20 protein-coding genes and 1 pseudogene are annotated in these 23,891 nt (G+C 46.4%); 6 read left to right on the plus strand and 15 right to left on the minus strand.

Translation table 11 applies throughout. The features are described 5' to 3' along the window. Positions 1–20: 20 nt before the first annotated feature. The gene (locus FCU94_RS13965; protein ID WP_176289122.1) at positions 21–431 is read right to left on the minus strand and encodes a hypothetical protein; all 411 of its coding nucleotides are present in this window, start codon (positions 429–431) and stop codon (positions 21–23) included. Positions 432–1,089: 658 nt separating this feature from the next. Here FCU94_RS13965 and FCU94_RS13970 point away from each other — a divergent pair. After that, positions 1,090–1,272 (plus strand): annotated as a pseudogene (locus FCU94_RS13970) (transposase); the annotation flags it as partial. Between the two features lie 535 nt (positions 1,273–1,807). On the opposite strand, the gene FCU94_RS13975 reads toward FCU94_RS13970, so the two are convergent. The 3 genes from FCU94_RS13975 to FCU94_RS13985 all read right to left on the minus strand — a co-directional run bounded on the left by FCU94_RS13975 (position 1,808) and on the right by FCU94_RS13985 (position 5,732). Further along, a complete protein-coding gene (locus tag FCU94_RS13975; RefSeq protein ID WP_176289123.1) occupies positions 1,808–3,001 on the minus strand; it encodes an acetate/propionate family kinase in 1,194 nt (397 codons plus the stop codon). 359 nt (positions 3,002–3,360) lie between these two features. Beyond that, the gene (locus FCU94_RS13980; RefSeq protein ID WP_176289124.1) at positions 3,361–3,651 is read right to left on the minus strand and encodes a DUF2218 domain-containing protein; all 291 of its coding nucleotides are present in this window, start codon (positions 3,649–3,651) and stop codon (positions 3,361–3,363) included. A gap of 83 nt (positions 3,652–3,734) precedes the next feature. Beyond that, positions 3,735–5,732 (minus strand): TonB-dependent siderophore receptor, encoded by a 1,998-nt coding sequence (locus FCU94_RS13985; RefSeq protein WP_176289199.1) that lies wholly within the window; start codon positions 5,730–5,732, stop codon positions 3,735–3,737. A gap of 82 nt (positions 5,733–5,814) precedes the next feature. Between FCU94_RS13985 and FCU94_RS13990 the strand changes: the two genes are divergently transcribed. Next, entirely contained in the window at positions 5,815–6,822 is a 1,008-nt protein-coding gene (locus FCU94_RS13990; RefSeq protein ID WP_255199273.1) for a helix-turn-helix domain-containing protein, read from the plus strand. A gap of 44 nt (positions 6,823–6,866) precedes the next feature. After that, entirely contained in the window at positions 6,867–7,253 is a 387-nt protein-coding gene (cueR, locus tag FCU94_RS13995; protein ID WP_176289125.1) for a Cu(I)-responsive transcriptional regulator, read from the plus strand. Positions 7,254–7,320: 67 nt separating this feature from the next. Here the strand turns inward: cueR and vctC are convergent, their stop codons facing one another. The 5 genes from vctC to FCU94_RS14020 all read right to left on the minus strand — a co-directional run bounded on the left by vctC (position 7,321) and on the right by FCU94_RS14020 (position 11,592). Beyond that, positions 7,321–8,076: an iron chelate ABC transporter ATP-binding protein VctC gene (gene vctC, locus FCU94_RS14000; RefSeq protein ID WP_176289126.1), complete on the minus strand. Its 756-nt coding sequence runs from the start codon at positions 8,074–8,076 to the stop codon at positions 7,321–7,323. 7 nt (positions 8,077–8,083) lie between these two features. After that, entirely contained in the window at positions 8,084–9,034 is a 951-nt protein-coding gene (gene vctG / locus FCU94_RS14005; protein WP_176289127.1) for an iron chelate uptake ABC transporter permease subunit VctG, read from the minus strand. Further along, a complete protein-coding gene (vctD, locus tag FCU94_RS14010; RefSeq protein WP_176289128.1) occupies positions 9,018–9,956 on the minus strand; it encodes an iron chelate uptake ABC transporter permease subunit VctD in 939 nt (312 codons plus the stop codon). The genes vctG and vctD overlap by 17 nt, the downstream gene beginning before the upstream one ends. Before the next feature lie 75 nt (positions 9,957–10,031). After that, complete coding sequence (locus FCU94_RS14015) at positions 10,032–10,943, minus strand: siderophore ABC transporter substrate-binding protein (RefSeq protein ID WP_176289129.1); 912 nt, start codon at positions 10,941–10,943, stop codon at positions 10,032–10,034. A 196-nt stretch (positions 10,944–11,139) separates the two neighbouring features. Beyond that, on the minus strand, positions 11,140–11,592 hold the full coding sequence (locus FCU94_RS14020; protein ID WP_176289130.1) for an RNA-binding S4 domain-containing protein: 453 nt from the start codon (positions 11,590–11,592) through the stop codon (positions 11,140–11,142). Between the two features lie 101 nt (positions 11,593–11,693). On the opposite strand from FCU94_RS14020, the gene FCU94_RS14025 reads away from it, so the two are divergent. From FCU94_RS14025 to FCU94_RS14035, 3 genes are all read left to right on the plus strand, one after another. After that, positions 11,694–12,500: a substrate-binding periplasmic protein gene (locus FCU94_RS14025; RefSeq protein WP_176289131.1), complete on the plus strand. Its 807-nt coding sequence runs from the start codon at positions 11,694–11,696 to the stop codon at positions 12,498–12,500. 173 nt (positions 12,501–12,673) lie between these two features. After that, positions 12,674–14,440 carry a sensor domain-containing phosphodiesterase gene (locus tag FCU94_RS14030; protein ID WP_176289132.1) on the plus strand — a complete coding sequence of 589 codons (1,767 nt, stop codon included), beginning with the start codon at positions 12,674–12,676 and terminating at the stop codon, positions 14,438–14,440. A gap of 233 nt (positions 14,441–14,673) precedes the next feature. Continuing rightward, positions 14,674–15,885, plus strand: a complete 1,212-nt coding sequence (locus tag FCU94_RS14035) for an insulinase family protein (RefSeq protein WP_176289133.1) — start codon at positions 14,674–14,676, stop codon at positions 15,883–15,885. Between the two features lie 34 nt (positions 15,886–15,919). Here FCU94_RS14035 and yejF read toward each other — a convergent pair whose 3' ends face one another. From yejF to FCU94_RS14065, 6 genes are all read right to left on the minus strand, one after another. Continuing rightward, positions 15,920–17,512 carry a microcin C ABC transporter ATP-binding protein YejF gene (gene yejF, locus FCU94_RS14040; RefSeq protein ID WP_176289134.1) on the minus strand — a complete coding sequence of 531 codons (1,593 nt, stop codon included), beginning with the start codon at positions 17,510–17,512 and terminating at the stop codon, positions 15,920–15,922. Continuing rightward, positions 17,509–18,555 carry an ABC transporter permease gene (locus tag FCU94_RS14045; protein ID WP_176289135.1) on the minus strand — a complete coding sequence of 349 codons (1,047 nt, stop codon included), beginning with the start codon at positions 18,553–18,555 and terminating at the stop codon, positions 17,509–17,511. The genes yejF and FCU94_RS14045 overlap by 4 nt, the downstream gene beginning before the upstream one ends. Continuing rightward, on the minus strand, positions 18,555–19,643 hold the full coding sequence (locus tag FCU94_RS14050) for a microcin C ABC transporter permease YejB (protein WP_176289136.1): 1,089 nt from the start codon (positions 19,641–19,643) through the stop codon (positions 18,555–18,557). The genes FCU94_RS14045 and FCU94_RS14050 overlap by 1 nt, the downstream gene beginning before the upstream one ends. A 12-nt stretch (positions 19,644–19,655) precedes the next feature. Further along, positions 19,656–21,452, minus strand: a complete 1,797-nt coding sequence (locus FCU94_RS14055) for an extracellular solute-binding protein (RefSeq protein WP_255199280.1) — start codon at positions 21,450–21,452, stop codon at positions 19,656–19,658. 208 nt (positions 21,453–21,660) lie between these two features. Continuing rightward, the gene (locus tag FCU94_RS14060; RefSeq protein ID WP_176289138.1) at positions 21,661–22,179 is read right to left on the minus strand and encodes an NUDIX hydrolase; all 519 of its coding nucleotides are present in this window, start codon (positions 22,177–22,179) and stop codon (positions 21,661–21,663) included. 74 nt (positions 22,180–22,253) lie between these two features. Continuing rightward, positions 22,254–23,891, minus strand: coding sequence for a methyl-accepting chemotaxis protein (locus FCU94_RS14065; RefSeq protein ID WP_176289139.1), 1,638 nt, complete (start codon positions 23,889–23,891; stop codon positions 22,254–22,256).

Raw genomic sequence — 23,891 nt, forward strand, 5'->3', positions numbered from 1 at the left:
TTATTGTTATGCGAATTTTCTTAGGTGAGATCTCTAAATCTACTTGCGACCAAAACACCCTCGACAAACTCTAGCTCTACTGCCTTTGTATAGTTTAATTTGAAACCCAGCTCCACATTACAGTCAACCAAGTCTCCCTGAGGCAGTTCAAACACCCCTGAATACCAAGACGCTAACAAAGGGCGATTATCAACAAGTCGATATTTCCCTTCTAGCTTAGCCAAATATAACTTGTCATCTTGAACTTCCCATGTCGCAATATAATTTCGCCAACAAGCTGTGGAAAGGTAGATACCACTTGAATCTATACTTTCTAACTCACTAGGACTCAACGCCTCAATCGTTGAGTTATCGACAGGGAACCCCAAGCAAACGGGCATCTGATATTCAAAGCCTAGATATTTACAGCTATCTTTCACTTGTTCTGTCATCTAGCCTCCCGGAAGATAGTTCGCATAACGCCGCTTTAAGTAGTGAGCAACGCCATCAGCCAAACCTAACGCATTGTGCCATAAACACTAAACTGACTTGAAGTAAGTGCGCCAAGCGTTGTGAATCCCTCTTAAATTGCCTGTTATGTGTATCTAGTCAAACTCCCCATTTAAACAATATCTTTTCAGTGTGTTTTTAAGTGAGTTACGTTGGGCTCTCAACTCGGACTTTGGAATATCAGGGTCTAACCTCTCTAATACACCACCAATAAGGTGCACTATTTCTTTGTCTCGAAACGACTTACCCGAAAGGTTATCTTCAACGATATGGTGTATCTGCTCCCCTTTCCAATAGGCTAGATACATATTACTAGCTGTTATCCCTACGTCTGTGCAAGACATATCTTTCTCGGCATATACTACTGTCGTAAATAAGCTAGCTAACAGTAAAACAACATACCAAACTAATCTCATATCCATTCAATCCTAATAACCAAAAAACTTAGAATATCTGACTTATAGATATGCCCGTTGATATAAATCAGCTTTAGCTAAGCACTAGTGCACGTAACGCCCAATTAAGTATGTAGTGGTACGGTGAATTTGGCCACCTGATTAGAGGTGTTAATATACACCTCATAGCGTTACAGGTAAAACTATGACCAAGCGTACCAGACGCACTTTCAGTGCGGAGTTCAAACTCGAAGCTGCACGACTTGTTCTCGACCAAAACTACACCGTTGTTGAAGCCGCCAAAGCCATGGGGGTGGGAAAATCGACCATGGATAAGTGGGTAAGGCAGCTCAAGCAAGAAAGAGAGTGGTGTCAACCTAGTGGAAACACTGACAGCATATGATAACGAAGATATGGTCAGAGAATTAGAGAGGATAACTAAGCTAACAAGTAAAGCTCTTCAAGATCTACTATTTGATTTGGACAAATTAACCATCTTAACTGGCTCTAAGCTTCCCGATTCTTTTCACTCAAGACACGAGTGGCACATACAAAAAATAGAGTCCAACACGGACTAATTGTAGACACCAAAACGTCCACAATATGTCCATCATTTTTCGAGTTAGTTATTCTATGGTAAGCCTGCATGGTCTTAGAGTAATTTAAGGCTGCGCGTAACACTGAATGGGGCATATACGCGTTAAATACTCCATAAATTTATTAACCGCTAACGTAAAGGGCGTATTTCATCCTAAACTTGTCATAAGCACAGTAAGTGACGATAAGCTCATTATATAGGTACAGGCTAAAAGCAATTTCTATACAAGACAGCATCTACTGATAGTTGTGTTGCATAGCCTATCCAACGTACAAAAAAAGCGAGCCACATTGGCTCGCTTTTCCCATCTGATTTGTTGAATCAACTACAACAGTTCAACTGACTGCTGAGCGATGACAAATTCTTCGTTGGTCGGAATCACCATAACTTTGGCACCCAACAAGGCAGACTCACCAATCACACCCGCTTGACCAAATCTCGCTGCTTCGTTACCTGCAGTATCTTCAGCAAAGCCAAGCAACCTCAAGTTATTGAGCACTTCGCGGCGAATGTCTAAAGAGTTTTCACCGATGCCACCCGTGAAGATAATGGCATCAAGTCGTTCAAGAGGAATCATATAAGAGCCAATGTACTTCGCTACGCGGTAGGTGAACACTTCAAAGGCAAGCTTTGCCCCTTCGTGTCCCTCTTCCATCGCTTGCAAAATGCCACGCGCATCAGAAGTCACACCAGAAACACCTAAGAAGCCCGATTTCTTGTTGAGGGTTTCGAATACTTGCTCTTGCGTCCATCCCTTTTTCATCAAGAACTCGATAATGCCTGGGTCTAGGTCGCCAGAGCGTGTGCCCATCATCAAACCCGCTAACGGCGTAAAGCCCATAGACGTATCGACAGATTGCCCGTCTTTAATCGCGCACACTGACGCACCATTGCCAAGGTGTACAGTGATAAAGCTTGCCGTTTCAACAGGTTTATTAAGCATTTTTGCCGCTTCGCGACTCACAAAATAGTGGCTAGTGCCGTGGAAACCGTATCGACGAATGCCGTATTCTTTGTATAGCTCGTGGGAAATCGCACCGGTGAATGCCTTTTGCGGCATAGTTTGGTGGAACGCAGTATCAAAGACGGCAAATTGAGGTAGGCTCGGGAATGCTTGCATTGCAGCTTGAATACCTTTTGCGCCTGCTGGGTTGTGGAGCGGAGCCAAGTCAGACAGGTTTTCAATCTCTGCGAGCACGTCATCATTAATACGAACCGTTGAAGTGAATTTTTCACCACCATGGACAATACGGTGTCCCACGGCAACTAAATCTTGCGTGAAACCTAGGGTTTCCATCAAAGCAACAATACGGTTGATCGCATGTTGATGGTGGTTATCTGGGGCGGTAATCGCTTGTTCGGTTTTCTCGCCATTGTATTTCCAACTGATGACAGCTTCTGGAAGACCGAAGCACTCACCAAGACCAGAGACAATCGCGTCACCCGACTTAGAATCGATAACAGCAAACTTAAGTGATGAGCTACCAGAGTTAATAACCAGCACATACGAATTTGACATGAGGGATGTATCCTGTTTCAGACCGTGTATTGAAAGCACTAAGCTTGTATCGTTATGGACAACATTATTCAATATTTTTTGAATCTTTCAACTTTATTTAATGGCATTTGGCTCAGTCATTCAAATTTTGTTGATCTAACACAAGCCTCAATTTAATTTGAAGTTAGAAATTAATGTTTCGCTCACAAAAGAGAACACGTTATTTCCCGAACCTTGTTATGCAACTGCAACTCCCAGCCCCCTATTTTGCTAGGAAGTTGTGAAAGTGAGCCATTTCATGAGCCACGTCAGTTTAAAAAGCCACCACTCAACTATTTTTGAATGATGGCCACTCCTACTCTTTAATCCACCGTCAATCGTTAAACCGATGACTGCCAAGTTAAGCTTAGGGTTTCTCGCCTTGAAAACATATCAACGTGTGAGTCAATAATCGCGATGACGCCTTTGAGCTTTTCTTCGCTTTCAGCGACGCAGCGAATAGTTAAGCTGCTTAGCTCAGGGTTTAGTGTCATGTAAGCCTGCCCGGTTGGGAACTGAACTTCGCCATTTTCGTCATCCCATGTGGCGGGAACTTTTCGCCCAAAGTGTCGACACAGCACAACCAAATACTTACTGACGTGCTCTGATTGGATAACCGTGAACTGCTCCATGTGACTTCCTTCATTTTTATTGGTGGTTGTTACATATAAAAAGCTGCTCTTTCGAGCAGCCTTACTAGCCGATTTGAGTCGTATTAGAATTGATAAGCTGCTGACAGCTTAACGTTGCGCCCTGGCTCGTAGTCATTAGCAACAAAGCCGCGTGCATCACCGATTCTTGACGAATGAGATACGTAAGCTTCGTCGAAAATATTGTCGACGCCGAAGGTCAATGAGAAATTTTGGTGACTCGAAGGCACCCACTGAGCATAAATGTTGTGTACATCGTACGCTTCTTTTGGATCTGTGCCTTCTAGCACGTTATCTTCCTCAAGAACGACCAGTGATGTCCAACCAAAGATGGTGTTAATACCATCGGCGGTGTAGTCTAGGGTTAGCGCGATGCTGTCCCCCATATCCATACTGCCGTCGACACGCATTACCGGCCCGCCATTGGTTGTGTCTTCTACATCTGAACGCGAGTAAGAGACTTTAGCGTTGAAGAGTTCATACCCGTACGAGGCACTGACTTCAAAGCCTTCGATTTCTACGTTGCCCATGTTCACGAACGTGTAGCCACTTCCACTCCATTCTTCGTTAATGTAGTCGTCGATATCGGTTTTGAACACGGTGACACTCGCGCCAACAAAATGACCACCGAACTGAGATTTGTAGCGGATACCACCTTGGCGGTTTAAACCAGTTTCCGCTTTAATGTCATCCGCTAGAACAGAGGCTTGTTGGAACTTAACAAAGGACTCAAGTAGCTCCGGGCCTTTAAATAAGCTGCGAACACTCGCAAATGCGGTCCAGTCTTCAGTCATGTCCCATTCTGTTGCCAGCGCCCATGTCACATCGTCAAACGTTTTGTTGCCTGTCTCTGCTTTACGCTGGTAATGGTCGTAGCGAAGACCAGCCGTCACGCTCCAATCTTCGAGGATGTAAACTTGGTTTTCGGCAAATACAGCGGTCGAGATAGCGGTTTCGTCCATGTACTTCACGCCGCCGTACTGACTGGCGCTGTTTTTGTCCATGTAGTCCGCACCGTAAATCACACGGTTGTCCACGCTCGCTAGTGTGTAGTCAGATTGGAATTTGGCATTGATACCTAAATTGTGGTTAGTCGCTTCGTTTCTTGAAGCTCGCCCCATCCGCTCCCACCCCGTTTCACTTTCATCACGGTCAATGGTGGTTTGGCTGCTGTACGCGACCACTTTGCCTGAGTGGTTATCGCTATCTAACTCATAGCTAAGTGTGATGGTGTCTCGGTCATAATTAGTCGGTAATAAGAGGTCTTGAGATAAACCTAAGTTCGCATCTGCCCCCATATCCGGGCGTGGGCGGTAGTCACCATTGTCACGATAGAGATCGTAAACGAGTTCAAAACGGTGATATTCAGAAGGCTCAAAGCCCAGTTTGCCAAGAATGTTGTAAGTGTCCCCTTCGGTGCCGAAAGCGTCGTTACCATAGCCATCTTCAAAGTCGTCACGGCGAATAAAGTGCCCGTAAAACATCGCGTCAACCGAGTCCGTCAACAAGCCGTATACGGTTAATGAGCCTTGTCGATTCGCGTTCGATGCATAGCCGCCAAATACGCGCGCGCCGTATGTTTCGCCGCTGCGCAGCAAGTCTTTGGCGTCTTTGGTTTCAAAGTACACCGAGCCACCCATGCCGTTTTGCGTCACCGAGTTGTTCCCCACTTGAATATCCGCCGCTTTAAGGATATCTGGGTTCAAGGTTAAGTTGCCTACATGGTGAAACATGTTGGCGTGCTGCGACGCGCCGTCTAGACGAATATCGAGGTCTGTCTCACCTAGGCCACGTATGTTAATTCTTTGGTTGACCGAGTGCGTGCCACCCACGTCGACGCCTGGAATATCACGCAGTAGATCCGACATATGATCGGCCTGTTTCAACGACATATCTTGCGTGTCGACCATTTCAGTGTTTGAAGACACTTCGGTTCCCCACACCAGCACTTCGTCGAAATAACTAGTTTCGTCACTTGCCAAAGCGGTGGTGGCACTTATCGCGATACCGATCGCGTAACAAAGCATTGATTTGTTTAGAGGTTTGCGAATAACCCTTCCCATGTTCTTAACTTCCCAACTGGTAATGATAATAATTCGCATATATAATAATTATCAATATTATTAACGAGAAGTCTTTCCTGTTATGCAAAAACGCTTAACGGTTATGAAGAATCGCCAAAAGGAGTCTCGTCATTTGCAAACCAATGTCCCTAAGGTCGTTTTAACCCAAACCGTGGTAGAAAATGACAAACAGGTGATCATGAGTCAAACCCGCTTTAACAACACTCCGATTGTGGAAGGCAAACTGATCAACTACGAAGTACCGCAATGTTTCGCTATCTATGGTGGGCAAAGCATCGAGTTGTTGGATTCGCATGTTGTCGCGTCGACTTCTGCGGCAATGATCATCACAGTCGTGCTAGAAGGAAGCTTGACTTTCGGCTACGACGAGCTTGAGTTCACTGTCGACGGGAACGCACAACCTCAAGCCATACTGGTTAACCTCACCCAAGCGGCGAGCTTTCATCGCAGCATTGAAAAGCACAATCAACTACTGAAAGTGAACTTGCTGTTCCACTCTCAATGGGTGACGTCGCGTTTGAGCGAACTTGGCAACCCGTTCTCTTTCACTAATCGGCACCTCAATTATGTTCGCTCGCACGTCAGCCCAAAAATGCGCCAGTTGGTGTTGTCCCTATTGCAGAGTGAACAGCCGCAATCTTTCAGCGCTCGCTTGAAGCTAGAATCGCTCGCGTTGCAAATCGTGCAAGAGATGTTTGATCATTTGCCTGCGAGTCATGGCCCATTCGAGCAAAGTGCGCTACCGAACGCCGGCAGCAACCGAGTTAAAGACGTGCTGAACTACATTGAAAGGCATTTAATGCAGACGTTGACCATTGATGCTATCGCTACGCACTTTTCAATGAGCAGTTCAAATCTACAACGGATATTTCGCTCTAGCGTTGGGGTGACCATTAACAGTTACATACGCCAGCGGCGCCTAATGCTGGCCAAGCATAATCTGGAAAAAGGACTCGTCACGATAACAGAAGCCGCTTATGAAGCAGGATACAACCATCCTGCTAACTTTACCCATGCGTTTAAAAAAGCATTTGGCGTTCCACCAGCAAAAGTAGTAAAACATGTGTAGCCAAACTGAAAGATTATGCTCGAACGTTAGGAGTGAAGAAAAACATGAACATAGGCGCCGTCGCTAAACTGACAAACTTGTCTAGCAAATCGATTCGTTTATACGAAGAAAAAGGCTTGATCACGCCGCCTTGTCGCAGTGAAGCGGGCTACCGTGAATACAGCGAGCAGCATGTTCAAGAGCTCAACCTGATCTCGCGGGCAAAAAACGCCGGGTTTTCTCTACTTGAATGTAAAGAGTTCGTCGAGCTCGCGCAAAACCCCAATAGGAAAAGCAGCGAAGTCAAAGCCAAAGCGCAAGAAAAACTCCTCGAAGTCGAAATCAAACTTCGCGAACTCAAAGAAATTGAAAAACAACTAAAGCAGTGGATATCAACCTGCCCAGGTGATGAAGGGAGCCAATGCCCTATCATCGAGGATCTCACCAAATAAAACTTAGCGGTAACAAAGTGAGACCAGAGTGAAGCACTCTCCCGAAGACTTCACTCATATTTTAACGTTAGTAGTAAGTACACATCCGCTTTCCGTCCACTTCAACAATGTTGAACGGCGTTTCATAGATGCGCTCAAGAATATCGGCTTGAATCACTGCTTCGACGTTACCCTGTGCGACCACTTTTCCCTTTTTCAACGCGATAATCTTGTCCGAATAACAAGCCGCGAAGTTAATATCATGGATGACCACCACAACGGCTTTGTTCATTTCGTGAGCCAACTTGCCGACATTTCGCATAATCTGCAGCGAATGTTTGATGTCTAGGTTGTTCAAAGGCTCGTCGAGAAACACGTAGTCGGTGTCTTGGGCCATCACCATCGCGATAAATGCGAGTTGGCGCTGTCCCCCGCTCAACTCATCCAGATATTGGTGTTGAATGGATTCGAGATCCAAATAGCTGATCGCCCTATCGATCACCGATTGGTCGTAGTCATCTAAGTTGCCTTGCGAGTAGGGAAAGCGGCCAAATGAGACCATTTCACGCACGGTAAAACGCATCGTAATGGTGTTGGCTTGGCGAAGCACCGCGAGTCGTTTGGCGAGTTCTTTGTTGTCCCATTCGGAAAGTTCTTTGCAATCAATGTAGACCTCGCCCGAATCTCTTGATACTAGGCGGCTTGCCATAGAGAGAAGCGTACTCTTCCCTGCCCCATTTGGGCCGATAATTGAGGTCACTTTGCCTTTCTCAAACTCTGCGCTCGCATTGTCTACAACCGCCGATTGGCCAAATACCTTGTTAAGGCTTTTTAAAGTAATCATATTCAACCTAAATAATCTTATTGCGCAGCAGCATCGACAAGAAGTACATACCACCGACAAAGTTAATCACGACACTTAGCGTCGTCGTAAAACCAAACAGATTTTCAACAATCCATTGCCCAGCGAGCAGAGAAGCGATGGCTAACAGAGACACGGCGCCAAACAAAACTTTGTGCTGATAACTGGCGAACATTTCTCTTGTCAAGTTGGTCACGAGCAAGCCGAAAAACAGCAGTGGCCCGATTAACGCAGTCGATATCGAGATCAAAACCGCCGACAAAAGTAAGATCTGTAACGTGATTCTTTTTACATCAACACCCAAGCTGATGGCGTTGTCTTTATCCAGCCAGAACACGTCTAGCCATCGATGAAGCGTATAAAGTCGCCACGAAATCAAACACAGTAGTGGCGCGCTCAAATAAACCAAATCAACATTAATATTGTTGAAGCTAGCAAACATGTTGGCCTGAACAGTTGCAAAGTCATTCGGGTCCATGAGCATAATCAGAAAGGATGAACCGCTATCAAATACCTGCCCTAAAATGACGCCGAGTAACAGCAGTACGAGCAAGTTCTGACGCACACCGCGAAAGTAGAAGCCAAACAGCAGCACCGAAAAACCCAACATCGCTGTCACTGACACAGCAAAGTTGACATAGCTGTTCATCGCGATACCACTTAGCCCACCAAACATCACCACCATCAGAACCTTGGTGAACAAGTAAAGCGAATCAAAGCCCATGATACTGGGCGTCAGTATCCGATTGTGGGTAATGGTCTGGAACGAAAGCGACGATAAACCAATCGCGACGCCAGCAATGACCATCGCGAGCACTTTTGGTACGCGGCGAGACAAGAAGTACTCATAGTTGTCAGCATTAAGCCCAACTCCGATGAAAAGACCAGCAAACAACACCGACACCAACGCCAAACAGAGCAGCTTATGACGATCGTGCATTTTTCTCACCTTGTAGAATGAAGTAAATAAATACCGCGCCACCAAGCAAACTGATGATGTTTGAAATAGGCAACTCATACGGGAAAATGATCAAACGTCCGGCCAGGTCGCAGACTAATACGATGAGCGCTCCAAGAAGCGCAGTAAGGGGGATGTTGCGCCTTAAGTTGTCGCCATAAAAACGACTGACGAGGTTAGGAACAATCAATCCTAAGAACGGGAGCTTACCAACAATCATCACCACAGACGCCGACATGACCGAAACCAGTAACACGCCGACAACCAATACTTGCTGGTAGTTTAAGCCCAAGTTCAGCGCAAAATCTTTGCCCAGTCCCACCGCGGAAATACGCGTTGCGTACAACAGGCTGAAAACGGCAAACGGAATCGCGACATAAAGCAGTTCATAATCGCCTTGCAACAAGTTGGCAAAGTTAGCCACTGCCCAACTCGATAAGTTTTGAATGGCATCGTATTTATAAGCAAAGAACGTCGCGACCGATTCCACCACGTTGCCAAAAATGATCCCTACAAGAGGCACAAACACCGCATTTTTAAATTGGATGCGATTAATAAACTGAACAAACACCAGGGTGCCCAGCATAGAAACGGAGAATATCAGCCACAGTTGGTTGCCGTTACCAAACAAGACCAAACTCAAAACATAGCCCAACATCGCGCACTCAATCGTTCCCGATGTCGATGGTGAAGCAAATCGGTTTTGGCTAATTTGCTGCATGATAAGGCCGGCAATACTAAGACCAGCCCCTGCCAAAAGCACCGCCGCTAAACGGGGAACTCGGCTGGTAAACAGTAGATCCCAGCTTTGGGGATCGCCCGCCAACAGTTGTGCGGCATTGAGCTGGCCAATCCCAACAAACAGAGACAAGACACTCAAAATCAAGAGCGTCCAAGATAACATCTTCAAAAGTCTATCACCTCTTGAACCTAAAAAACCTCAAGCGTGAACTTGAGGTTCTTCATACTTACTCAACAATCAGTTAAGACCTGTCGCCGACTTAACGTCACTCAACATTTGCTCAGTCGCTCGCATACCTGCTATCGATAGGTACCATGCATTGATGTCTAAGTAGGCCATTTTTTGATTTTGGTATGCATGGGTCGCTTTCACCAAATCATTCTCAAAATCGCGCTGAACTGTGCTACCTTTGCCTTTATTGATCAAGATATCTTTATCTACGATCAGCAAAGTTGATGGGTTATGTTCGCGAATAAACTCATAAGAAATTAGATCACCATGTCGACTCTCTTTAATACCCTTCACGGTTTCAGTGAATCCAAAATCTTTGTAGATTGAGCCAAAACGCGATTTGGCTCCAAACGTTGTGATGTTACCGCCCGCACTCATAACGGTCAGCGCATCAACACTGTTTGTTTGGTTGTAGCCTTGAACTTGTTTGAAGTCTTGATCAACTTGGGCAATTTTCGCTTCAACGAAATCTTGTTTCTCGAACACTTCACCCAACTTACGCCACTCTTCTTGGGTGGCTTCCCAGTAACCTTTGTTTTTATCTAGGGCATATACGATGGTTGGCGCGATTTCAGACAGTTCTTGGTATTTATCGGCGCCACGTGGGCCGACGATAATTAGATCAGGTTTCTGGCTATAGATGGCCTCAAAATCTGGTTCAAACAGGCTGCCTGCAGAAACAAACTCCCCGCTTCGATATTGTGACAAATAATCAGGAAACATACTGACCGTTGAGACAGCGACCGGTTCAACGCCAAGCGCCTTAACGGTGTCCAATGGTCCTAATCCAATAACCACTACGCGCTCAGGTTTAGACTCTAATGTCGTCTTCCCTTGTGCGTGCTCGATTTCTACCATTTTTGCGTGCGCATTAAGCGCGGTCATCACCAACGCAAGTGTCACAACTCTAAGCTTCATTTGTTCACCCTTATCAATTAAATGCAACGCATTATCATTTAGATTTGCATTATTGTCACTAGTCGATTGAAAGAATGCGCTTAAGTGATGAGATTGTAACCAGTAGAGTCAGAGAAAATGGGATGTAGCGTTGGTAAGAAAAGACAGGAGCAAAGGTAGCGAGAGACAGCGAAAGCTGGGACCCTTGCCCCAGTTTCTAGAAGAAATCGATGGAAGAGCGGCCGTTACCTTTGCCACCTTGCGAGGGTTTTGATTCCTTACCCGTGGCGTCACGATTCTTCTTCGGCTTACTCTTTTTAGCCGACGATGAACGATTATCGCGTTTCGGCTGGTTTGCGTTTGAGCGCTCTTTAGCCTGTGGTTTTGTGGCTTTCTCCTCTGGTTCGGTTACGGGCGCATCACAGACAACAACGTAATATTCTTGATTGAATTCAAAGAAGTCACCGTCATACATTTTGCGACGTTTTCGTGTTTCCAGCTCACCGTTAACCGCCACATACCCTTCGGCAATCAGATGCTTTGCTTCTCCACCACCGCCAACCAAATTAGCGATTTTGAATACCTTGTACAACTCAATGGGATGAGAAGACACTTCGATACCAATCGCTTCAATCTCGATCTCTTCGCCTTCTTGATACTCTTCAGTCATAACGAACTCTGTAGAATGTTCACAAAGCGAAGAGTTTAATCTCTAAACGGCGATTAATAAACTAAAGTTAAGGATAAGTAGAGAAAAAGCCGAGGAGCAGTATGTTGAAATGGAGTCTGTTATTGATGTCATTTTTGCTGCTGATCAACTGTGCCTTCGCTTACCACCCCATCAATAAGGTGACGATCTATGGCGACGATGCCTACCCCCCTTATAGCTATGCAGAAGGGAATCAAGTGAAAGGAATCTACGCCGATATCCTCGCAGCAGCGTTTGAGCGGATGCCAAAATATCAAGTGACCATGGTGCCTTTGCCATGGCGACGCGGCCTCAAAATGCTTGAAGTCGGTGAAGGCTTTGCTCTATTCCCCCCTTATTTTTATACTGAACGACGCCCCTATATTTCGCCCTATTCTGAACCGATTCTGGCTGAAGAAGTGGTGGTGATGTGCCGTCCGGAGGCTGTGATTAACCGCGATATCGATACTTGGCCACAAGGCTATTACGGATTAACGGTCGGCGTGAATCAATCTTACGCCTTAGGTGGTCAAGCGTTCTGGCAAGCCGTTGAACAAGGCGATATCCAGCTAAAAGAGGCTAAAAGTAACCGCGCGAGCATGATTAACTTATACAAACAGCGGATTGATTGTTACATGAACGATCGTCTCTCAATCCTGTGGGAGTTAAAATTGCTCAAAAATAGCCAACAGGTTGAACGTGACTGGTCACCGGTCATCACGACCACAGTCAGCAGTGAATATGGTTATCTCGGTTACGCTCGAGATCCCGACAATCGTTTTCACTTTAAGCAAGACTTCGTCACACAGTTTAATCAAGCCTTAAATGAAATCAAACGCGACGGCACCATAGACGCCATCCTCGCCAATTACCGGCTTGATTCGAAGTAACGCCCCTTCTATTTACTTTCATATATTATCAAGCACTTATATATGAGAATAATTTTCAATTAGAACACTTATATTGAGAGCCATGTGGCATGAATAAGGCGACTATTTATGTAATACTGCGTGGATAACTTTGTCTTTGTACACATCCAAGTTGACAGGTAACGGCCAAAATCATGTCGCAATCAATTAGAAGCCTCACACCTAGCCCTAAAGTAGAGCACATCGATCACGTCGCGGTTGATGTTTCTGATGCCGGGCCAGAGAGTTTATCTGGCGCTGAACTTGATGCGTTAATGGATAACCAATTTCGCCACATGGTCGATGTGTTGAGCGACGGCATTTTTTACATGTCAGATAGCGAACACGTGTGCTTCTACAATCCCAAATTTTACCAGCGGTTTGGTATTGAATCTTCCGGTCATACTTGCCTTAAAAAGTGGCTTGCACTCGTTCATCCACTCGACCAGAAAGAGCTCGAACAAAAAGTAGGCGAACATATTCAAGAAGATGAACTTCGCGTGACGGTTCAATACCGAGTTCGTTGCACCAACGGCCAATACACTTGGCTCGAAGGCACTGCGGTGACTAAGACGGTTAACGGTAAGCGCTTTATGATCGGTTGCCATAAAGATATTTCAGACCAAAAGCTGATGGAAACTTACGTCCATCAAACCTCGTTTAAAGATGGCTCATCTGGCTTATCCAACGAGCAAAAACTGGCTATGGATATCGACAACCTCAAAGGTGTCACCACTCAACCTCACCATTTGATGTACATTCAACTGGGTAATACGCGCTCCTATCAGACCTTGTACGGCTCGCAAATCATGCGCAACTTACTCTCCCATCTCACTCGTAGCCTAGGTGAGTTCCCTGATCAGTTCGTCGATTTATACCGTATTCAATCACACGACTTCGCCATCTTGGTTCGAGGCCAATATCAAGAAAGTGAACTCAACCAGTTAGCACAGCGAGTTTGTGACGCTTACCGAGAGTCTGTAAAAACGATCGATTTTCTCTATGCGACCGATATTTGTATCGGATTTTATCCAAATATATGTAGCGATATTCATGCGGACGATCTAGTCAGAATCGCCGCTCAAACCAGCCAGTTCGCCAACGCACAAGGCGAAACCGCTAAGGTGTATGTTGGCGAAACAAAGCGCCAAGTCGACCGACATTTCTATGTTGAGAAAGAACTCGGACACGCGATTCGCAATGACAGGCTTTCGGTCAAGTTCCAGCCCATCGTCTGCTGTAAGTCGCAGCAAGTAGCCAGTTTTGAAACCTTAGTACGCTGGCGCAGTGAGGAGTTGGGCGAATTATATCCCGATGAGTTTATCGCTGTCGCTGAGCGTAAGGGACTAATAAATGAACTTGGCTATTTCGTGTGTGAAAAAGCCTGCCAGTTTATCCATAAGTATCGACAAACCCACAAAGACTGTGTGCGGGTTAACATTAACGTGTCGGTGCTTCAGTTGCTCACCGAACACTTTCCAGCCAACCTCAAACAACTCCTCGACCGCTATCAAGTTGCACCCAGCTCGGTAGTTCTTGAGCTTACCGAAACCATTATTCTCGACGACAATAAACAAGCCATTGACCAACTGCATCGACTCAAAAAGCTCGGTTTCCATCTCTCTCTTGACGATTTTGGCGCGGGTTACAGTTCGCTCAATAGTTTTTTTGATTTGCCACTATCACAAATCAAAATTGATAAGTCGGTCGCCTGGCGCTCGTTAGAAAATCCCGTCACTTTTGAGTATCTCTCGTTCGTGACGACCCTGTGTAACGACTATGGCATTTCAATCGTCATTGAAGGTATCGAAGATGCTGAAATGCAAAGAACATTTACCAATATGGGCGCCTCATACCTACAAGGTTATTGGTTTGCCAAACCCCTGTCTGTCGCCAGCGCGAGCCAATACATTAAAATCTAGCCACTTCGTTCTCACTATTAAGACATATTCACTCCAGCCATATTTATGATTGACTAATCAACTTTAGTTGTAGAAAATTCACCCAACTTTTTTAAGTCGTTCGTTATTGCTGGCTGCAATATCTGAGTGTTTCGAAGCTGACACTTCGTTACTAAGGAATAGGTAAACACTCCTCTCTCATGAGAGCTTGAACATGGAAATAAGCGCCAATCTATGTTTTTTTGGAGTAAAACGTGCCTCTACCTTTTCGACCGCTGCTTACCGCTGCACTTGCTGCAACGCTTTTCGTTTCGACCACTGGCCTAGCCGCTGAGCAATCCGCCATTTGGTACCAACACACTGACATCAATTTACCGACAAACACAACCGTTGCCAGTTTAAATAACGGCCTGCGTTACATTGTATTGCCAACGAGCCGAACCTCTGACGAAGTCTCGATTCGCGTGCGCATCGGCACCGATTTAGAACCGGCGTCGACACAGTTGATGGCGTCACGCCTTCTTGCAAACGACACCACTGCTGGCAATCAATGGCAAGCCTCAACGGATGCCTCTCAAACGGTATTCAGTCTCGACCTAGATCACGCTAACCTCAGTCAACTTGAGCAGCACCTGACGCAAATTAAAACCGCGCTCACACAAACTCCGGACTCAACCGAAAACGCTGAGCAAACCGAGGCGGCGCAAGAGTCAGATCCGCAGTTACTTGAAGCGATCACAGCCTTCCAACAGCACTATTACCAACCGAGCAACACCAGCGTGATTGTCGCTGGTGGGGTGAAAAGCCGAGAGATTATTCGTTTAGTCAGGCAGCAGTTTTCAGACTGGCCGTCAAACCGTCAGCAGCCAATTAACCTGGTAAGCAAAACCGCTGCAATGGTTGATGCAAACACATTGCGCAGTGATAACGCCTTCGCATTGATTGCCTTCAAGCCTTTGGCGTCAGCCACTGACAGTAAACAGCAACGCAAAGACATGCTTACCGCCCTGCTGGCCAACAAGTTGATAGAACAACGAATCGCAGACGCATTAGAGAAGCAGCAATCTCTGGCCACGGTGCAAGTCAAAAACGATCGTTTATTCCAACAACAGTTGATGAGTCAGATCCGTGTAACAGGCCTACCCGCCAATGATAAAGACCAAGCCCAGCAACTGGTGCGCAAAGAGATCCAACGCGCTGCTGCATCAGGGTTTACTCAAGCCGAATATGAAATGGTCGTTAGTCAGGTTCGTCAGGAGCTTCAGCGTCAGACTCGATTGGAAAACCAAGGTTACACCAGAGACCAAGCTGACCGACTGGTTGCCGCGCTTAACCAAGGTATCGTTTACACCGACCCATCGTACGATCTGGATCTGCTTAACTTCCATGTCGCCCATCTAACTGAGTTCGACATCAGTCAAGCATTTGAGAGAATTTGGAGCCCAAGCAACATCCGTGAGCTCTAATGAATCAACAAGCCACTCGACATGAGTGGCTTTTTTATAAGCAGGAGAGTTCAACCAGTTGACGCGTATAAGGATGCGACGGCGATGTGAATAGCGCTGACGTATCGCCTTGATCAACGATCTCCCCCTGCTTCATCACTATGGTGTAATGACACAATGCTCGCACCACACTAAGGTCATGGCTAATAAACAGGTAAGTGAGGCGATATTTTTGTTGTAGATGTTTAAGCAACTGTAGAACCTGAGCTTGAACAGTTCGGTCCAATGAAGACGTGGGCTCGTCGAGGAGGATAAACTCAGGTTTTAGAATGAGAGCCCGAGCAATCGCTATCCGTTGACGCTGGCCACCGGAAAACTCATTGGGATAGCGATGGCGAGTTTGCGGATCTAAATCAACTTCTTCCATCACTTGACAAATCTGCTGATCAATTTGTGCTTCGGTGAACTGTTGATGCACGCGTAGACCTTCACCAATCACTTCTGCCACCGACATACGCGGATTGAGCGCGGAGAAAGGATCTTGAAATACAACCTGCATTTTACTTCGAAATGGCAGCATCGCTTGTCGATCTAACCCTTGCAGTTCACTGTTTTGATACTGGATCGAGCCTTCCGAGTGGACTAAGCGTAGCACCGCCATTCCAGTGGTTGACTTACCAGAGCCGCTTTCACCAACCAGACCAATTGAATGGCCTCGTTTGAGGTCAAACTGCATATCAGTGACTGCTTTAATGTGTGACACTACACGCTTAAAAATGCCGCCAGTGATAGGAAACCAAACCCGCAGGTGAGCGACGTTTAACAGTGATTCTGGCTCACCATCAACAGGAACAGGCAACCCTTTAGGATCGGAGTCAATCAGCTTTTGGGTATAAGCATGCGTTGGTGCATTAAATATTTGCTGGCACTGACCCGTTTCAACCAATTGACCGTGTTGCATCACGGCCACTCTATCCGCCACACGACGTACGATGCTGAGATCGTGGGTAATAAACAGCATTGCCATGCCAAGCTCTTGCTGCAGTTGCTTGAGCAGATCGAGTATTTGCGCCTGTACAGAAACATCCAAAGCGGTGGTTGGCTCATCGGCAATCAGCAGTTCGGGTTCATTAATCAACGCCATTGCAATCATAACGCGTTGTCGCTCTCCCCCAGATAACTCATGGGGGTAAGCCGACACTTTATATTCCGGGTTACGAATACCAACTTTTGCTAGCCATTCGATGGCATGAGCATGGGCCGCTTTACTGCGCATGCCACGATGAATCGCTAAGGTCTCAACCAACTGTTTGCCAATCTTGTGCAACGGGTTCAACGACACCATAGGCTCTTGAAAGATCATGCCAATCCGGCCACCACGAATGCCGCGCAATTGGCGTTGTGAACAAGTGAGCATATCGACACCGTCAAAGTCGATGCGCCCACCTAAGTAGTGCGCCGACCCTTTCGGCAGTAGCCTGAGTATCGAATTGGCTGTGACCGACTTTCCGGAGCCACTCTCACCAACCAAGGCTAACGTTTCTCCTTTTTTGATCATCAGTGAGACATCGTGAGTCACCGCTTCCACGCGCTTATCTCGTTCAAACCCGACACTCAAGTTATCAATCGTTAATACGGTTTTTGTCATGACGTTTTCCCCTGATGATGTGGGTCAAAAGCGTCACGTACCGCCTCGCCAATAAAGACCAGCAAGGTCAACATAATAGATAAAACGATAAACGCAGAAAAACCCAACCAAGGCGCCTGCAAATTGGCTTTACCCTGAGCGAGCAGCTCACCCAGTGACGGTGAGCCCGTCGGTAAACCAAAGCCCAAAAAATCGAGTGACGTTAGCGTAGTGACTGAGCCTGACAAAATAAAAGGCATCATGGTAAGTGAGGCCACCATAGCATTGGGTAACATATGTCTTAACATGATTCGCTGGTCCGATACTCCCATCGCTTGCGCAGCGCGCACGTAATCGAAGTTCCGACAACGAAGAAACTCGGCCCTGACAACGCCCACTAAACTCATCCAACTAAACGCCACCATTATGCCGAGTAACCACCAAAAGTTTGGTTCAACGAAGCTCGACAGGATAATCAGTAAAAACAAGGTTGGCATACCAGACCAGACTTCAATAAAACGTTGCCCAAACAAGTCTAACCAACCGCCGTAATAGCCTTGCGTTGCCCCGACAATAACCCCAATCACGCTCGACACCATAGTCAAGATAAAGCCAAACAAAACGGAAATACGAAAACCGTAAATAATGCGCGCCAGCACATCGCGCCCTTTGTCGTCCGTTCCAAGCCAGTTGGTGCTATCGGGTGACGAAGGAACCGCGCCTTGGATATTAAAATTGATCGTATCGTAGCTGAAAGGGATAAGCGGCCAAATAATCTGGCCTTTTTCTTCAATCAGATCGATCACATATGGGTCGGTATAATCCGCTTCGGTTTCAAATTCCCCCCCAAATTGAGTCTCTGTGTATTGGGTCACAACGGGGAAAAACCACTGATTGTCAAAGTGGATCAGTAACGGCTTATCGTTGGCGATCACTTCGGCAAACAAGCTAACCAGAAACAGCAGTGAAAACAGCCATAAAGACCAAAATCCGCGTTTGTTAGCTTTGAAACGTAACCAACGCGCCTCATTTAACGGGTTACGAGGCTTTTTGCTCAATCTCATTAGCGCGCCTCAAAGTCGATACGAGGGTCGACCCAGGTGTAGGTCAGATCCGAAATAATACTCAAAATTAAACCCAGTAACGTCATGATATATAGTGAACTGAACACCACCGGATAGTCACGCTGAATGGTCGATTCAAAACCGAGCAAACCAATCCCTTCAAGCGAAAACATCACTTCGATTAACATCGAACCGGTAAAAAATATGCTGATAAACGCGGCTGGGAAACCAGCGATAATGATCAGCATAGCGTTGCGAAACACATGCTTATATAAGATATCGCGCTCATCCAACCCTTTCGCTCTGGCTGTCACCACGTACTGTTTGTTAATTTCATCTAGGAAGGAGTTTTTTGTCAGCATACTTAGAGTTGCGAAGCCACCAATGACCATCGCCAAGATAGGCAGAGCTAAGTGCCAAAAGTAATCAATAATCTGTTGATACCAAGTCAGTTGGTCAAAGTTGCTTGAGACCAACCCACGCAGCGGAAACCAGCTGAAGTAATTACCGCTGGCAAACAAGATAATCAGAATGATCGCAAATAGGAATCCCGGAATAGCGTAGCCGACAATCACCACGGCACTCGACCATATGTCAAAGCGGCTGCCATGATGAATCGCTTTCAATATACCGAGTGGAATAGAGATCAAGTAGATGATTAAAGTGCTCCATAAACCAAGTGAAATAGAGACTGGCAGTCGTTCGACAATCAAGTCAATCACATTGCCGCCTTTAAACAAGCTATCGCCAAAGTTAAACGTGGCGTAGTTAATCAACATGTCGAAATAACGTTGGTGCAATGGTTTATCGAAGCCAAATTGCTTCTTAATCGCCTCAACGACCTCCGGATCGAGTCCTCTTGAGCCCTTGTAGCCCGAGGCTTGCGCTTCATCGCCAACATTGAGATCCACCTCGCTTCCACCACCAGCGAAACGCTCCATAATGCCAGAATTGTGGCCTTCAAGTTGCGCAATTGCTTGCTCGACTGGGCCACCAGGCGCAATTTGAATGATAAAGAAGTTGATTGTGATGATCGCCCACAAGGTGGGAATCACCAGTAACAGTCGGCGAAATATATACGCAGCCATAGCAATCCCTTGTTAACGGCGCTTTTCAGGCAACAACTGAGCTTTTTGCTCTGAAATCCACCAAGTATCGATACCCAGATCATACTTAGGTAACACCTCTGGTCGCTCAAATTTATCCCACATCGCCACACGATACTTACCCACATGCCATTGTGGGATAATGTAAAAATTCCATTGCAGTACCCTATCTAAAGCGCGCCCTAACGACAGTAGCGCTTGCGGTTCTTGCTGACGTTTAGCGATTTCCATGGTCAAGTGGTCAACCACGGGATCAGTCACCCCTGCGGTGTTATAAGTGGAATCCAAATAGTTGGAGTTCCATACAATCATCAAATTTGGGCTTGGGTAGGCATTAGCAGAGTACGACGATGAGACCATGTCGAAATCTCTGTCTCTGAGGCGCTTGATGTATTGCGTGGTATCAACCGTGCGAATTTTCATCTCTATCCCCATTCGGGCGAGATTTTTCTGTAGTGGAATGGCGATACGTTCTGTGGTCGGGCTATATATCAACAACTCGAAAGACATTGGCTGCCCAGTAGCACTGTTGGTCATCACCTTGTCTTTTAGCTCCCAACCTGCTTGTTTGAGCAGCTTAAATGCGGTGCGCATTTGGCTGCGAATTCGGCCCGAGCCGTCAGTCACAGGTGGCTGATACTCTTGGGTAAACAAACGCGGTGGCAGTTGGGCTTTAAATGGCTCAAGAATCTCTCGTTCTTGCTCGGATGGAGTACCTTTGGCTTCATACTCCGTATTCTGAAAGTAGCTTCGGGTACGTGAATATTGGCCGTAGAACATATTATTGTTCATCCATTCAAAGTCCATCGCATAGGTCAGCGCCTCACGAACTTTAGGGTCACTGAACATATCGCGCTTAGTATTAAACACAAATGCTTGCGTGCTCTCTGGCTTTTGGTGAGGAATTTCTTGTTTTACAATGTAGCCTTTATCAAAGTTGCTGCCCGTGTATGAGTTTGCCCAAAACTTGGCCGAGTTCTCTAACCTGAAATCAAACTCCCCCGCTTTAAATGCTTCAAGCATGACGGTGTCATCACGATAGTAATCATATTGAATTTGTTTGAAGTTATGACGTCCGACATTAACCGGCAAATCGGCTGCCCAGTACTCATCAACCAACTCATAGGTAACACTTTGCCCTGGCTTATAGTCGCTTACTTTATAAGCGCCACTACCAACGGGCGGAGTGGATAACGGCTCAGAAAGGTTTTTGTCTTGCCAAAAATGTTTAGGTAACACTCGTGCGCCTTGGGCAAAGCTAAACATCTTTTCACGATTTGGATTAACCATATCGATACGAACGGTCAGTTCGCTCTTAGCCGTAACCGATTTTATATCTTGGTAATACACACGATATTGAGGCACCCCTTCGCTCATAAACTTATCAAAAGTAAACGCAACATCATGGGCGGTAATTGGCACCCCGTCGTGAAAGCGCGCTTTAGGGTTGATATCCACTTCAAGCCAAGTGTAATCATCGGCATAACGAACTCTTTCGGCAATCAGAGGATAATAAGCATCCACTTCATCACTCGGCGAGTACATTAAGGTATCGTACAGTTCACCACTGAATGCAGCGGCGACCCCCCGCGAAGCAAAACGATTGAAGTTGTCGTAAGTGCCAACCTGACCATACACCACTTTGCCATACTTGGGCGCCTGTGGGTTAACGTAGTCAAAGTGGGTAAAATCTGGGCTGTATTTGGGCTCACCAAAACCTACTAACACTTGGGTTTCTATCACGTCGGCGTACGCTGATAAGCTGACAGTAGCGGCAATAACGCTTCCCATAAACAAGCGAGACAGCATTCTCATATCCTAATCCCTCAGTCCTTTAATCTCATCCATGAGACCTTATACTACAAATTAATATTAATAATTCAATTACTTGGATAAGTATAGAAGTAAATTTATTACTAAGTGCAATAAAGTGACGTACAGTGAGGAGTCTTCGCTTTGGCACAAATAAAAAGCGCCTGCATAACGCAGGCGAACTTTATCAAAGCATCTCTTTCACGACTAGGTGCAATAGGTAGGTTTCACGTTCAATGCTCAAACCCTTTTTAGGGCTTTCTGCCATGGTTTTTTCGTTGTGGGCGATGGCATCATGAATATTGATCCACACGGCTTTCATGCCGTTTTTCACTTCATAATCTTCATAATTGGTCTCGCCAAGTTCACGAGATATCTTGCAGGTATAGCAGTACGACGTCATGTGGACCACATCCGCATCGTTTTTATACCAAGGGCGAAACTCTTCGTAGATACCAAACGGCTTGATGGCATGGATGTTTTGCGCGCCGGTTTCTTCCTCCAATTCGCGAACCATGGCAGCAATGATGTCTTCGCCATCATCCACCCCACCGCCTGGGATGGTGTAGTCGTGATAACGCTCGGTATAGAGAAGAAGAATATCCTCACCATCAACCACAATCGCTCGCGCGGCGTCGCGCTTGAAAACCGTTTTGTCGTCTAAGTGGTCAATGTCTGGGTGAACCGCTGTGGTTAAATGTCTCATATCAGTGGCTAGTGTTGGAATTTTGCTGCGATTCTAACACTAGCCAATAACGAGATGCCATTCGATGGCGTGGATTAAGCCAATTTAAATCGATTGATCATACCGATGAGGTTTTCGGATACCCGGCGTAATTCTTTACCTGAGCTCGCCATTTGCGTCGACTCCTGCGACACAGAGCTAGCCATATCACTTAAGCTGACCACATTGCGATTAATGTCGTTGACCGTCACCGTCTGCTGTTCTGCAGCGGTTGCGATATGCTGCGCCATCTCTTCAATGGTATGAACTTCTTGGTTGATCAAATTGAGAGTTTGTCCAGCTTGGGTCGAAAGTTGAGAGGCTTGATTAGCTTTTTGAGCCCCTTGATTCATAACCACCACGACATTCTCCGCTCCCGTTTGCAGCTTTTCAACGATATTTTGAATCTCAACTGTAGACTCTTGCGTTCGTTGAGATAAGGTTCTCACCTCATCAGCCACTACGGCAAAGCCACGTCCCTGCTCGCCTGCTCGCGCCGCTTCAATGGCAGCGTTTAACGCCAGTAAGTTAGTTTGCTCAGCAACTCCGCGAATCACTTCAAGAACGGTATCAACATTCTTGGCGTCATTGGCCAACTGCTGTACCACTGCCACGGCTTCATTGATTTGTTCCGCAAGAGCATTCGCCTCCGCTACATTTTTATCAACGATAACATGGCTATTTTGCGTTTCCTTCGCGGCTTGGCGGCTGGCGTCATTTGACTCCGAAGTGCGCCCCGCGACCTCCTCAACCGTAGCCAACATTTGTGTCATCGCGGTCGCGAGCATGTCTACGTCATTTTGTTGTTGATTAAGGCTGTCATCAATGTGATGCACCGAGTCAGACAGTTGAGTCGCCGATGCCGAAACTTGTGCCCCGGCGTCAGAAATATTGAGCATAATCGCCTGAATAGACGCCACAAACTGGTTGAAGTACCGCGCCAAATAGATCAGCTCTTTACTGCCCTCTTCGTTCAATCTTTGCGTAAGGTCACCTTCCCCTTGAGATAATGTCTGCATCGCTTTCAAGGTACGTTTAAGCGGTGAGGTTATCGTCTTGATAAAGTAAGCGACCACCGCAGAAAGAACGAGCAAAATACCCGCGGCGTAGGTCAACGACGCCATTTCAGAGCGAACCATTGCCGCTTCTAGCGCTTTCATGTTCATACCGGAACCGACCATCCAGTTCCAAGGTTGAAATATCGCGGCATAGCTTGTTTTTGGATCTAAGGTTTGTTTGTCGGGGTTGTTCCAGTAGTAGTCAACAAAACCACCGCCATTGCGGGCAACTTGATACAGCTCCCGGACAAAATATCGGCCCTCACTATCTTGCAGATCCATAATGTTGGTGCCCAGCAGAGAAGCGACTCCCGTCGCAAGCTGCACACCACTGCTGTCTCCGATGAAGATATAATTATCCCCATCAAAACGCATCGAACTGATCGCCTCCAGCGCCCTCTCTTTCGCCACCGACTCACTCAGATCGCCATTGAGCATTTTTTGATGATAATGGCCCAACACACCTAACGCACTTTCGACCAAGGTTTCGACACCTTGCTCGTAGTTCTCACGCATGTGTTCTCTTGATTTTTCGATATTCAGCAGTGTGTTGGCCAACAGGCCCACGGCAAACATCACTAAAATAGACCACGCCCTTACAGCGATTGAGACCTCTTTAAATTTCGTCACTATCAT

It is taken from the genome of Vibrio sp. JPW-9-11-11, assembly GCF_013369335.1.
GTDB lineage: Bacteria > Pseudomonadota > Gammaproteobacteria > Enterobacterales > Vibrionaceae > Vibrio.

Bases quoted from the DNA above. Each gene is read 5' to 3' on its own strand.
- FCU94_RS13965 (WP_176289122.1), bottom strand. From the start codon at position 431: ATGACAGAACAAGTGAAAGATAGCTGTAAATATCTAGGCTTTGAATAT.
- FCU94_RS13975 (WP_176289123.1), bottom strand. From the start codon at position 3,001: ATGTCAAATTCGTATGTGCTGGTTATTAACTCTGGTAGCTCATCACTT.
- FCU94_RS13980 (WP_176289124.1), bottom strand. From the start codon at position 3,651: ATGGAGCAGTTCACGGTTATCCAATCAGAGCACGTCAGTAAGTATTTG.
- FCU94_RS13985 (WP_176289199.1), bottom strand. From the start codon at position 5,732: ATGGGAAGGGTTATTCGCAAACCTCTAAACAAATCAATGCTTTGTTAC.
- FCU94_RS13990 (WP_255199273.1), top strand. From the start codon at position 5,815: ATGCAAAAACGCTTAACGGTTATGAAGAATCGCCAAAAGGAGTCTCGT.
- cueR (WP_176289125.1), top strand. From the start codon at position 6,867: ATGAACATAGGCGCCGTCGCTAAACTGACAAACTTGTCTAGCAAATCG.
- vctC (WP_176289126.1), bottom strand. From the start codon at position 8,076: ATGATTACTTTAAAAAGCCTTAACAAGGTATTTGGCCAATCGGCGGTT.
- vctG (WP_176289127.1), bottom strand. From the start codon at position 9,034: ATGCACGATCGTCATAAGCTGCTCTGTTTGGCGTTGGTGTCGGTGTTG.
- vctD (WP_176289128.1), bottom strand. From the start codon at position 9,956: ATGTTATCTTGGACGCTCTTGATTTTGAGTGTCTTGTCTCTGTTTGTT.
- FCU94_RS14015 (WP_176289129.1), bottom strand. From the start codon at position 10,943: ATGAAGCTTAGAGTTGTGACACTTGCGTTGGTGATGACCGCGCTTAAT.
- FCU94_RS14020 (WP_176289130.1), bottom strand. From the start codon at position 11,592: ATGACTGAAGAGTATCAAGAAGGCGAAGAGATCGAGATTGAAGCGATT.
- FCU94_RS14025 (WP_176289131.1), top strand. From the start codon at position 11,694: ATGTTGAAATGGAGTCTGTTATTGATGTCATTTTTGCTGCTGATCAAC.
- FCU94_RS14030 (WP_176289132.1), top strand. From the start codon at position 12,674: ATGTCGCAATCAATTAGAAGCCTCACACCTAGCCCTAAAGTAGAGCAC.
- yejF (WP_176289134.1), bottom strand. From the start codon at position 17,512: ATGACAAAAACCGTATTAACGATTGATAACTTGAGTGTCGGGTTTGAA.
- FCU94_RS14045 (WP_176289135.1), bottom strand. From the start codon at position 18,555: ATGAGATTGAGCAAAAAGCCTCGTAACCCGTTAAATGAGGCGCGTTGG.
- FCU94_RS14050 (WP_176289136.1), bottom strand. From the start codon at position 19,643: ATGGCTGCGTATATATTTCGCCGACTGTTACTGGTGATTCCCACCTTG.
- FCU94_RS14055 (WP_255199280.1), bottom strand. From the start codon at position 21,452: ATGGGAAGCGTTATTGCCGCTACTGTCAGCTTATCAGCGTACGCCGAC.
- FCU94_RS14060 (WP_176289138.1), bottom strand. From the start codon at position 22,179: ATGAGACATTTAACCACAGCGGTTCACCCAGACATTGACCACTTAGAC.
- FCU94_RS14065 (WP_176289139.1), bottom strand. From the start codon at position 23,891: ATGATAGTGACGAAATTTAAAGAGGTCTCAATCGCTGTAAGGGCGTGG.